Annotated in this window: 3 protein-coding genes; 1 reads left to right on the forward strand and 2 read right to left on the reverse strand. The window is 58.1% G+C overall.

The features are described 5' to 3' along the window. Positions 1-135: 135 nt before the first annotated feature. Positions 136-4,227, forward strand: coding sequence for an S-layer homology domain-containing protein (locus ACFO3S_RS04100; protein WP_378092562.1), 4,092 nt, complete (start codon positions 136-138; stop codon positions 4,225-4,227). Positions 4,228-4,408: 181 nt separating this feature from the next. Here the strand turns inward: ACFO3S_RS04100 and ACFO3S_RS04105 are convergent, their stop codons facing one another. Continuing rightward, positions 4,409-9,757, reverse strand: coding sequence for an S-layer homology domain-containing protein (locus ACFO3S_RS04105; protein ID WP_378092565.1), 5,349 nt, complete (start codon positions 9,755-9,757; stop codon positions 4,409-4,411). A gap of 23 nt (positions 9,758-9,780) precedes the next feature. Continuing rightward, positions 9,781-13,200 carry a glycoside hydrolase family 44 protein gene (locus ACFO3S_RS04110; RefSeq protein ID WP_378092567.1) on the reverse strand — a complete coding sequence of 1,140 codons (3,420 nt, stop codon included), beginning with the start codon at positions 13,198-13,200 and terminating at the stop codon, positions 9,781-9,783. Positions 13,201-13,379: the final 179 nt, after the last annotated feature.

Genomic DNA, 13,379 nt, shown 5'->3' on the forward strand with positions numbered 1-13,379 from the left:
GAGGGTCTCTTCGCTTAAAGGTTGCGGGAGTCCAGGCGCATTTCGAGGGTCTATCCCTCCAAAAAGAGGGTAGTCTTTCGACCCATATTATGGTTATATTAAACTAGTTTTCTATGTTTAATTGGGGGGACTGAAATGAAGCTGCCTAATCGTAAGCAGTTGGTTATGCTGATGGTTGCGATCTTACTCTGGACAGCAGCGCCGTGGGGTCCGGAAAAGCGGGCGCTTGCATCCGCATGCGATGGCGTAACGCCCGGCACGACTGCCGACTGCCCGATTATGATCTTCGACGCCGAGGGATTAGCTGCGATGCGCAACGACCTGACTGCTCATTATGCGCTTGGCGCCGATATCGATTTGCTTGAGTACTTGAGCCCCGGAGGAGCCGGATACAACGGCGGAGACGGCTGGGTTCCGATAGGCGCCTTCTCGCCATTTACGGGCACATTTAACGGCAATGGGCACACGATTTCCCATTTGAGGATTGCCGAAACGCTAGCTTCGGTTGGATTGTTCGGCAGTGTACGAGATGGAACAATCCGCAATGTAGGTCTGATTAACGTAGACGTTACAGGCAACGGAGCAAGCAGTCAGGTCGGCGGCCTGGTCGGCTATCTTGATGGTTCAACCGTCGCAAATTCCTATGTCACCGGAACCGTCAGAGGCGCGGACTATGTCGGCGGCCTGGTCGGGCACGCTGTCTCGCCTTCATCAGGGCCATCAGGGCCCAGCCAGATTCTCAATTCTTACGCTTCAGCCGTAGTAACCAGCCTTGACCCCGGCAAAGTCGGAGGGTTGGTCGCCATTGTGGAAGGAGACTTGAACACAGTTTTATCGTATTTCAATTCCAGTTTGACCGAATCATCCTTGAGCGGGACGCCGTTAACAACAGCGCAAATGAAAAGCGCCGGCAGTTTCGATCCCACCTTCTTCGCGCAAGGCGGGTGGGTCATTCTGGAAGGCATGACATTCCCGATGCACCGCACAACGCTTAATCAAATTGAGCTGGACGAATTGACCATCGACGATGGCGAAATTGCCTACGAGCCGGCTTTTGCCGCTCATACATCGACGTATTCAAGCCGGGTAACAAGCGAAGCGGACAGCGTAACCGTGTCGGTATATTCGAGCAGCAGCCGCGTTAGCGTATCGATTGGCAACGAGGTTGGCGACTCGAGGGTCATTGAACTGGTGCCGGGCATCAACATAGTCGAAATTACGGCTTCTACCGATGTCGCCGTGCCCGGAGCCGCAACCCATCCTTTTGAAGCGGTCTATACGCTTCATATTATTCGTGAAAACGGAGCAGATTTCCCTCACCGCATTACAACCGCTTCTCAGCTGGCGGCGATCGGAAACGCTCCTTATGCGTTAGACGACAACTACGAGCTGATGAACGATCTCGATCTGACAGGAGTAAGCTGGAACCCGATCGGAGACGGCGACCAGCCGTTTACGGGGACTTTTGAGGGCAACAGGCGCGTCATCCGCGGTTTGACCGTCACCGGCGCCGCTGACGACGCCGGGTTATTCGCGGCGTCTTCGGGTACTATCCGCAATATTGGCCTGGAGGACGCGAATGTATCGGGAGGCAGCCGGGTTGGCGGACTCGTCGGCAGCAAATCGGGCATCGTCTCGAACGCCTACGTGAAGGGCAGCGTTGCCGGTGACGAACATGTCGGCGGATTAGTCGGATTGAACAACGGAGCGGCAAACGTGTCGTACACCTATGCCGCAGGGCTTGTAAGCAGTGCGGATCATACGGGAGGGCTGATCGGCGAAAACGACGGCGGCTCGGTAAACGGCTCCTATTGGGATGCCGAGATTGGCGGGCTTGCCATCTCAGCTGGCGGCGAAGGCAAGACGACTGCCGACATGCAGCTCGCTGCTACATATGGCGGCTGGGATTTCGCCGGAACATGGGCCATCATGAACGGAGCGACGTATCCGATGTTCAACCGCCATTTTGAAGCTGTGAAGCTTCAAGCTTTAGGCGCCACGTCGACAGACGCCGTTTTGAACTGGAACTCTGCTGTATTCACTTCTGCTCAAGGCTCTTACCGTCTGTCGGCCGACCGGTACATCGATACCGTCACGATTACCGCCAATCCCGCCGTTTCAGATACGAGAGTGACGATCGGCGATGCGGAGTCGGCCTCGGCGCAAGTCGCTGTAACGGCCGGAAGCCATGCGATCTGGATCAGAACGACGGGCGTTAACGGCAAGCCCGATGGCGCGTACGTGCTGACGATCGACGTTCCCGCTCCCGGGGTGACCGGCCTTGACGTTCCCCCCGCCGGGTATTACGGCATCGGCGATGCGCTGACCTTTACGGTGAGCTACGAAGGAGACGTCGAGGTCGTGAACGTCCCGACAATTCCTGTCGTCATCGGAGAAGGAGCGGACGCCGTAACGGTCTACGCCGCCTACACCGGGCAACCTGCGGGCGAACGGAACAAGCTGATCTTTACGTATGTCGTGGAGGAAGGACTTGTCCATACGAACGACATTGCCATCGGCACGCGCATTCAATTGACGGATGGCGCCGCAATCCATGCCGCTGCCACGACCGTTTCCGTTCCGCTCGATTTGCCGGCAGCGACGATAACCGGGATCATCATCGATTCCGTAAGACCGGAAATTACGTTATCGCAGCAGCCTGCGAGCACGGTCATGACCAACGGGCCGGTGACGGTAACGGCGGCGACGGACGGCACGGGAAGCGATATTACAGTCACGAAGTGGTCGCACGGACTGCGAACGGCCGATTACTTTGCAGCTGGCGGGCAATGGCTTATCGGAGACAGCTTCCAGGCAACCGCTAATGGAACGTACTCGGTTTACGCCGAAGACGAAGCGGGCAATGAAGCCGTGGCCCACATTGCGATTTCGAATATCCGCAGCCCTTCAGGCAGCTCTGGTGGAGGGACGGCCCCTGAACCTGCGCCTGAACGGCCAATACCTCCCGCCGGACCTCAAGTGACCCTCGATTCCAGCGGCGGCGTCTCCGTTCTGATTGATGCTTCATCTATCGTCAAGGACACGCTCGAAGACGGCACAAGCATCGAGCATGTCGTATTGACCGATGAACTCGTCGAACAAGTGCTGGATTTGCTTGGGGATGCGCAGCGATCGTTCGTCGCCGTCGTGATCGACGACTCCGGGAGGGCCGTTCAGGTGCAGTTTCCCTGGGGCTCCCTCGCCAAAGTGAAGGACGAGTATCCAAACGCCGTCTTTCAGATCAGGCTGAACAGCTCCAGCTACCAGCTCCAAGCGAACGCGCTGAATCCGCAGCCGCAAACGACGCATGTGAATGTCGTCATCGCCAAGGCAGCCGGTCAAGAGAAGGGACGGCTGCAGCAGGCCGCGAACAACGCCGGACTTCAGCTGATCAGCGATGCGGTAGATGCTAAAGTGACGGATTCGACCGGCGGACAAACAGCGGAGGTTTACAATTTGGGCAGCACGTACACGATTCGGACAATCGTGCCGAACGAGGGCATATCGGGAGGACGCTTCACCGCCGTTCGGTATGACCCCGCAACCCGGGCGTTATCGTTCGTTCCGGCTGTGACCGCAACAAGAGCGGACGGCAGGCTGGAAATATCGATCAAAGCGCCGCACAACGGCATCTATGCCGTCATGGCGTCAGGCCTGAGGTCATTTGCCGATCTTAACGGTCACTGGGCGAAAGCCGACGTGGAGCTGCTGGCTTCCAAGCGGATTGCAAGCGGAGTATCCGGTACGGAGTTCGCGCCGGGCAGACCGATCACAAGAGCCGAATTTACGGCCTTGCTGGTTCGAGCTTTAGGATTGAAAATCGAACGAACGGGGAGCGCCGACTTCGAAGACGTTTCCGAGGAAGACTGGTTCGCGCCGATCATTAAAGCGGGGGTCGAGGCCGGGCTGGTAAGCGGAATATCGAAGGATGAATTCGCGCCCGGCGCCCCGATGACAAGAGAACAGATGGCCGTTATGTTCAACAATGCGTTCACGTTCCTGGGTTACCCCGAAGCGGACGCCGAATATGCTCCGATCGTTCTGGACAAGTTTGAGGACAGCGCCGATATATCCGCGTGGGCCAAATCGGCAGTCGCTCAATCCGTAGCCGCAGGGATTATTCGCGGGACTGCAGGCGACGCGATCGCACCTTCCGAGGCTACGACCAGAGCGCAGGCGGTCGTGATGTTAAGGCGATTCCTCAAGCATGTCGAGTTTATCGACTGAACCATTCCCTAGACCGTCGACGAACCGAGATGGAAAAAGCTTAGCCGCTAGCGGCTTCTAGACTTGATAACGAAGACCAGACTTGCATGACGCGAGAAAGCGGCTGCCCGTCCGTCAATCCTGACGAGCGGGCAGCCGCTTTCTCGTTGCTTCTTGAGCCGCTTATGCGGGAGTTGCCCGTTTAAGGCACTTGATCGGTTACTGTAAAGCGAACCGTCGTCGCAGCCGTTAGACCGTTCGATATCCGGGTCGTCGTCACGGTCAGAACGTAATCGCCTTCCTCTTCAATTCGTGTTCCCCGCTCGTACGGGGACGTGACAGGAGGTTCTTCGTCCCAGGTTCTCGTTAGAGTCGCTGTACTTGTCGTGCCTTCCGCATCCGTCCAACTCGGCGTGACGCTATAGTAGTTGCTGCCGTTGGGCTCTCCGTTCAAGTCAATCGTCGGCGCTTCCGGAGCTTCCCCCACGATCGTGAAGCGGATCGACTTCGACTCAGAATTGCCTGCGTCGGTGCGCCAGGTGACCGTCAGGACGTATTCGCCCGGCTCGTTAATGGCTTCTCCCTTAGCGTACGGTATCGGCGAGCCGCCGTCCTTCGCCAGCGCTGCTTCGACTTCGCCAAAATATTGCGGCTCATACCACTCAGGCGTCGCGCTTGCGTATACGCCCCCTTCCTCAATGCCGCGAATCTCGACAAGCATGAATGGGAACTTGTGCTCACCTGTTACCCCGTCTTGGTTGACTATAACCGTTAGCTCGTACTCGCCAGCTTCATGAATCGTCGTTGGGTTGGATAGGTTTGATATAACAAAGTTCCGGTTCCTGTGATACAGGATGGTGCTCGCGATCTGTGTTCCCTCGCTGGGCGCCCATGAAATCTCAGCCGGGGCAAATAAGATCGCGTGATCCGAGACGCCCGACAAGTGCGGAGCAGGAGGCACAGGAACGATTGTGAATCGAATCGACATCGATTCAGAATGGCCGGAGTCGGTGCGCCAGGTGACGGTCAGAACGTATTCGCCAACCTCGTTAATCGTTGCCCCTCTTAAATACGGTCTTGGAGAACCGCCGTCTTTCGTCAGCACTGCTTCAACTTCGCCAAAATATTGCGGCTCGTACCACCTGGCAGACGCTGTTGTGTATACGCCTCCTTCTTCTATGCCGCGAATCTCGGCAACGATGAATTGATAGTCGTACCGTGTGCTTTCCTGGCCATCACTCACTCGAAAACTGAGCACATATTCTCCTGCGACATCAATGGTCGTTGGGCTGGAAGGGTAGGAGTAATGTGAATTAATGTTCCTGTGCCACAGATCGGACCACTCGATCTGCGTTCCCTCACGGGGCGCCCATGCTATCTCTGCCGGTTTAAATAGGATATCTGAGAAGCCCGTCAGTTGAGGCGCAGGAGGCCTGGAATCGATCGCGAAGCGAATCGACTTCGACTCAGAATTGCCTGCGTCGGTGCGCCAGGTGACCGTCAGGACGTATTCGCCCGGCTCGTTAATGATTTCTCCCTTAGCGTACGGAAGCGGCGAACCGCCGTCCTTCGCCAGCGCTGCTTCAGCTTCGCCAAAATATTGCGGCTCGAACCAATCCGGCGTTGCGCTTGCGTATACGCCCCCTTCTTCTACACCGCGGATCTCGGCAAGAATGAATGAATAGTCGTACCTTCCCGTCACTCCGTCTTGGCTCACTATCACGCTAAACTCGTATTCAGCCGCTTCATCCAGGAGTATAGGGCTCGTAGGGTTAATCCTAAACGAATTCACTGTCCTGTTCCGCAGAGTGGTATGGTCGATCTGCGTTCCCTCACGGGGCGTCCATGCAATCTCAGCCGGGCCAAATAGGATCGCGTTATCCGAGAAGCCCGACAGATCAGGCGCCGGAGGGGCTTCAACGATCGTGAAGCGAACCGATTGCGATGTCGAATTGCCTCCGTCAATGCGCCAGGTGACGGTCAGGACGTATTCGCCAGGCTCGTCAATCGTTTCTCCCTTTAAGTGCGGCCTTGGAGCACCTCCATCTTTCGTCAGCGTCACCGCTTCGACTTCGCCGAAATATTGCGGCTCATACCAAGCGGGCGTCACGCTTGCGCTGACTTCCCCTTCTTCTACGCCACGGATCTCGGCAATCATGAATTTATATTCGTACTCGAGTGTCTCTTCGCCTTCCCTCACGTTCACATAGAACACGAACTCGCCTATTTCCTCAAGGGTCATTGGGCTCCGAAGGTTAAGGTAGTTTATTCCCTTGTTCTTGTGCACCAGACGGACCCCTTCGATCTGTGTTCCTTCATGGGGCGTCCAGGACATTTCAATCGGGCCGAATAAGATCGCGTTATCAGAGAAACCCGACAGGACAGGACGGGCCGGACCGACGTTCACTTTAAACTCCTTCACGGCCGTTGAAGTCAAACCGTTGGACTGCTTCGTTGTCGTCACGATTAATTCATAGTCCCCGTCCTGATCGATGAGAGTGCCCGTCGTGTATTGGACAGGCTCTGCGCCATCCTTCCGCAGGGTAGCCGTGCTGGTCGTGCCTGTCGGCTCCGTCCAGGTCAGCGATGCGGAATAGTACACCGATTCCCCGCCGAGCTCACGGGTACTTCCATCGATCGTAATTGTCGCTTCAGCCGGAGGAGCGGAATCGATCGTGAACGCGATCCGCTGGCGAACCGCCAGTCCGTTCGAGTCCTTGCGAGTCGTCACCTCGAGAACGTATTCGCCGTCCTCGGAAATCTCGGCCCCGCTTGCGAACGCTTCGGCTTCGCCTCCGTCCTTGGCCAGAGTCGCCGTGCTTGTCATCCCTGGCTCATCCTGCCATGTCGGAGTGACGGATACATAAGTGCCTCCATTTTCTACGCCCGTAACCGTTACGGCCTCAGGCTGCTCGGAATGGATGTTGAAACGAACCGATTGCGATGCCGAATGATCGTCCGACGTATGCCAGGTTACGGCCAACACATACTCGCCATCCTCGACGATCTCCGTTCCCTTGGTGTACGGCGCGGCAGGACCGCCGTCTTTGCTTAGCGTCGCTTCGCTGTAGCCGTTGTCGAAGCCGATCGGCTCCACCCAATCCGGCATCGCGCTTCCATAGACTCCCTCTGCAGTTACGCCTCTGATTCCGGTGATGACGAATTTATAGGCATATGTTTTGATTTCGTTGCTGCTGTTCCTCATGCCTGCGGTAAATTCGTAGGTTCCGTCGTGCTCAACAGTCGTTGGGCTCGCGATGTCGTCGAACCTTTCCCCCGTCTCTGCATTCGTCAGCCTATTCCAGTCAATCGACGTTCCTTCGTACGGTTCCCAGGACATCGTAACCGGCTCGAAATAGATCCCGTTGTTCGTGAAGCCCGACAGGATCGGGCCAACCGGGCCGACGTCCACTTTGAACTCCCTCGTGGTCGATGCCGTCAATCCGTTTGACAGCTTCGTCCATGTAACGGTAAGCTCGTAATCTCCATTCTGGTCGATTAGGCTGTCCATCACGTAAGGAACGGCGGTCGCTCCGTCTTTCACCAGCATCGCGCTGCTTGTCGTGCCGACCTGACTCGGCCACTGCAGTCTGATGTTATAATAAGCGTTTCCTGCCGGCGTATTTCTCAGATTGCCTGTCGCCGATATGCTTCTCGCTGCCGGGGGGACGGAGTCGATCGTGAAAGCGATCTGCTGCCGAACCGTCCGACCGTTCGAGTCCTTGCGGGTCGTCACCTCGAGGGCGTACTCGCCGTCCTCGGAAATCTCGGTTCCGTACGTGAACGAGGCAGCTTCGGCTCCGTCCTTGGCCAGAGTCGCCGTGCTTGTATGACCGGGCGCATCGTTCCACGTAATAATCGCCGACGCATACGTGCCGCCCTCTTCCACGCCTTCTATCAGCGCCGGAACTGCGATGGCGGAATCGATCGTAAACCGGATCGTCGTTACAGCCCTCGCGCCGTTGGAATCTTTCCTCGCCGTAACGCTCAGAATGTAGCTGCCGTCTTCGGCGATCTCGGTATTCCTCGCATAGCTGATCTTATTGGAGCCGTCCTTGGTCAAGGTCGCCGTGCTGGTCGTGCCGGGAGCATCGTTCCAATTCGGAGTCACCGGGCCCGAGTAGATGCCTTGATCTCGAACGCCATCCACGACTGGAGCGGCCGGAGGCGTCGTGTCCTGGTTTCCTCCGCCGCCGGTTCCGGGCGACGGAGCCGGAACGCCGCCTCCTTCCAGCTTGCCGGGTACGCGCTCGAACTTCGACTCCTTCGCACGATCGCCGACAATCGCGCGGTCGATCGCGCCTTGTCCTTGCACCGTCGTTTCCTCTTCCAGAGTCAGCTCGCCAATTCGGGCATCGTCTTCCAGCTTCAGCGTATTCCCGGAAGCGCCGGGCAGGACGCTCATCTTCCCGATCGTCCCTTCGACCAGCTCGATCTCGACGTTCGACGAAGCTACGTTCGTCTCCGCAAATTCGCCCTTCAGAATCGCCTTCGATCCGGCAGGCATTTCTTTCGTCAGATGAACGGCTTCGTAGCCTTTGCCTTCGTCGGCATCGGACTCCAGCCTGGCGCCGGAACGAAGGTCCACCCGCTTCACGAGCGTACTTCCCGCCGCAACGATGCGGACGTTGCCGTTTTTCTTGTCCACCAGGAGGATCTCAAGCTCGGAGTCCTTCAAGTGAATCGAGTTGGGACCTCCGCCGTTCACGGTAACGGTTCCCTTCACCTTCACGTTGTCCAGAACGGCTTCGCCCTCGCCGATGCTGGCGGAGAGCAGAAGATCGCCCTGAATCTCCATATTTCGCAAGATCGCTCCGCTTGCCGTGACGACCGCGTTGCCTGCAACTTTCTCCGTACCGCTTGCCGGACCGTAAGTCCCGGCAGCGGAGAACGTTCGATCCTTGTCGCTTCCCCGCTCCAGCTTCTTGAGCGCGCCGTCCAGAATGACGACCGCTTCCTCCCGCGTAATCACCTTCTTCGGCCTGAACGATCCGTCCGGGTAGCCCTTCAAGATTCCGGCCGCCACCAAAGCGCCGACTGCGCCCTTGCCGGCGTTCGAGATCGATGCCGCATCGATGAATGCGGACGTTTCGCCGGGGTTAAGCTTCAGGCCGAACGCCTTCGCAACCATAACCGATACCTCTTCGCGAGTAATTTTGCGATCGGGCTGTATCGTCCCGTCCGGATAGACTTCGGCATATCCGGCCTGCACCGCGATCGCGGCCTGCTTCGTTTTCCAATTTCCCTGCTTTGCGTCGCTGAACGAGATCGCCGCTTCATCGACAAACCCGAGAGATTTGTTGGCAAGCGAGAAAAATTCGGCTCTCGTCACTTCGAGCTTCGGTCTGACCGTTCCGTCCGGATACCCGGTTAACCAGCCTTTGTCCATCCACTCCAGCACGACTCGCTCCGACCAGCCCCCGCGAATATCGGCGGGAGAAGAAGCCGCCGAAGCGGCTCTCTCCAGAAATGCGGAGCTCAGCATGCAGACAGCCATCGCGAGAGCGATCAAACGAAACAGGCTGCTCTTATGCCGTTGCTTAAACTCCATAGTCTTTCCTCCTTCAGAATGGATCAGAATGAGTTCGGCGACTGCACGACAAGAAGCGTCGCAGAGCGCTTCGGAAGCTTCAGCGTTGCCGTTCCGCTCGCGCTTGCCTCAAGATCGCCGGTCTTGGCGAGCCGGCGGACCGCGTCGAAGGCATAGACCTCCGCAGCGTCAAAGCCTGTCCCCAGCTCCAGCTGAATATCCCGGCTTAACGTGTCCTTATTAAACAGAAGCACATAGGTCTTGCCGTCATTGCCTTCAATCGTATACGCGCCTACCGCATCGGCCCGGGAAGAATCGGTGCGAACGCTGCTTCCCTCGATGCTTGAGCCTTGGCCGTCATAGTTCAGGTACAGCTTAAATGCGTCCTCGATCGGCGTTCCCGCCTGGAAATTGCCGAAGCGGGTCGCCAGGTCGACGCCTTCTCTGCCGAAGATCGCGAGCGCTTCCGCCTGCGCCAGTCCTGCCGTTACGCCGACGCCGTTGCCGAAGTTGTACTCCGTAATCGCCAGCTTCAGGCCCGGCCGATTGCGCTCGATGATATCCTTCATCCGCGGAATGAGCCGGATCGGCTCCCGGATCCAGGATTGATCGACGAACTGGTCGTCGTACAGCGACTTCAGCGCCTGGAAGCGGCGCTTCGCCACCTGCGGGCTCTCGTTTTCCGACGGAACCCCTTGCTCCTGCGAGTAGTAATGGATCGTCAAGTAATCGATCAGCTGCAGCCCCGTCTCCTGCTCATGGTCCCTTACCTGCTGCAGGTACCATTCCAGGAATGGCGTTCCGCCGTGAGCCTGGCGATCCGGACCGTCTGCACAGAGATCGGCCGAGGAATAGAAGTAGCCGCACCATCCCCAAGAAACGGGCCCCAACAGCTTCGCGTCAGGATCGGCTTGCTTAATCGCCGTGCCGTACTCCACCGTCTTGTTCCACAGCTCGTCATACGTCGGCGCTTCCGGATGAACGTCCCGGTGCGTCACATGCCACAGATCCGGCTCGTTATCCAGCGCATACAGACGGACTTGGCCGTTCGATCTCTCAGCCATATGGCGAACCCAGTCCGCAGCGAATTCCGTGCCTACTCGAACCGAGGTGTCCGACGGATCGTTGTTCGTTACCAGTTCGCCGCCGACATGCACGCCGTTGCCGGCATCCCGGAGCTCCCAAGCCGACTCCGTCTGGCTGCCGTATTTTTGCTGCGAGAATCCGTAGCTGACTGTGCGGTCCTTCGGCGTCCAGCCGATCGTCGGAATCGTCATCAGCACCTGGTTCCCTCGTCCGAGAACCCGATCGATGAACCGATCCGACAATGAGCCGTGCGACGGCTCCCAATCCGGACCGTCATACGGATAGTTGATGAAGAACCAATCGTTCGCGCGATTCGCCGCGTTTAATTGCCAGTTGTAGCGAGTCGTCTGATTGCCTCCCCAGCGTTCGACCGGGAATGGCAGGTCTGAAGTCGTCGGATTGCCCTCGTCGTAGTTGATGCCGTAAATGTCGTTGCTGATCGGCTTTCGCTCCGAGGTCTGGTCGACGGACACGGTGACGAGCGGAAGCTCCGGCTCCGGCAGCTGACCCGCATTCGGGTTGGCCAGCAGCGCGATGTCGTCGATATAGACCGCTCCCTGATCGTCCTCTGTCCCGGCCTGCAAAATCAAGCCGTCAAAAAATCCGAGGTCCAGACCCAAATCGGCCATGCCGACCGTCACTTCGGTCCATTGTCCGGCCGGAAGCGATCCATTCGGGAGCAGCTCGTTCAGGGGAATCGCCCCGAGCGACTGATTGCCGTCGTAGACATGGAACAGAAGCTCCTGTCCGCCGGCGCTGCCGCCATGAAGCCAGAAGCGGATGCCGTAATAATCCTCCACATGCCTTTTCGACTCTCCGGAAATCCATACGCCGTCCCAGCCGTCCGGCTCGAACTTAATCGATCGGGCTCCGCTTCTTGCCTGCTCCTCGTTGGCGAAGTCCTTCTCATGCCAGCTGTAGTTGCGATAGCCCGCCGTCAGAGCATCCTCGTACACCGTCTCCGCCCGCACGTTCGTAATTTGCACGAACCCCTCTGTCGTAAAACGGTTGTGGGTTGCCGTAATCTTCGCAATGCCCGGCTGCAGCGCCACAAGCTCTCCGTCCTCGACGGACAGAAGCTCCGGCCGGTCAACCTCCCATTCCGTGTCGCCGGTTACAATCGCAGTGTCCCCGGATTGCAGGAACGTCTCCGCCTGTACCTGGCGGCGCTCTCCCGGCAGCATCACCAGGCGCGGCTGGTCGATTCTAAGCTCGAGCACGGCCGCTTGGGCTTCTTGTCTGGAGGTTACCGAGATATCGTCCAGATAGAGGGGCTCCTGCTTGCCCGGCAGCATACCGGTCAAACGAATGCCGTCGAACAGTCGGTGCTCCAGCCCCAGATCGGCAAGGTCCATCTCGATTAGGGCCCATTCTCCTGCGGGAACGCCCTCCGGCAGCCAATATTCCAGCGGCTGCTCGAAGGCTGGCACGCCTCCCGCCGTCAGCGCCAGCTCCGCTTGCTGTCCGCCTTCGGAGCCTCCGTGCACCCACAATCTCAGCTTGTCGTAATCGTTCACCGTCAGCAGCTGAGTGCTGGACAAGTACAGCGCTCCGTCCCCGTCCGGAGTAAACCGGATCGAGCTTGTGCCCGTACGTTTCACCGAGCTTTCCGTCAGGCTGACCTGTCCCCAGCTATTGTTTGTTACCGTATCTGCCAGCTTGTCGTCATATAAATAGAAACCCGCCACCGGCTCGATCGGATCCCCTGGCTCGCCCGGCTCTTGACCGCCCGGCTCTTCGCTGCCAGGCTCCTCGCCCCCAGGTTCCTCGCCTCCAGGTTCCTCGCCCGGTTGTTCTCCAGGCTCTTCGCCGGGCGCTTCTCCCCCGGCTTTGCCGCTGAAGGCGAGGCCGTCGATAAACAGTGGTCCCTGCTGGCCCGCCCCCCAGACGAGAATGCCGTCCATCCACCCCGGATTGCCGCCTCCAAGCGGAACGGTCACCTTCACCCATTCGTCGGTCGGGATGCCGCCAGGCAATAAATCGCCGGAGTTCCACTCCGCAAGAGCCTGTCCGCCTAGCGTGAACACCAGCTTGAACGACTGGCCTCCCTGGCCGCTTCCGCGCAGCCAAAAGCTGAAATCTTCGTATTCGCTCGCGTTCATGATGCGTTCCTTGTACAGGTAAACGGCTTGTCCTTCGCCCGCTTCGAACCGGATCGAACGGCTGCCCTCGTAGACCGTCTCCTCCTCGTCCAAGCTGACGCCCGCCCAGCTGTTGTTATGGAACGACGCTTCCAACCGGTCGTCGAACACGATGAGCTTGGCGGCCTCGGAACCGAACGTTCGCGGGCCGGGAACCGCAAGCTGTACGAGCAAAAGCGCCGAGGTCAGCCACACCGCCATCTTCGAAAAGCCCTTCATTTTTACTCTCGCTTCCATGCACACTGCTCCCTTCCAGTTTGTAACACTCCCATTCTAAGAAACCTGATCGCCTCCCGATAGTTACAGACTGTCACAGTTATTGTCATGCAGCGGACATGCAGCCTATCGACAGGCATGCAAAAAAGCCGCTTCAGTCCGGGCGGACCTGAAGCGGCGAAAATGAAACGTTATAGATC

The sequence above is a fragment of the Cohnella hongkongensis genome (genome assembly GCF_042654645.1).
GTDB classification, from domain to species: domain Bacteria; phylum Bacillota; class Bacilli; order Paenibacillales; family Paenibacillaceae; genus Cohnella; species Cohnella hongkongensis.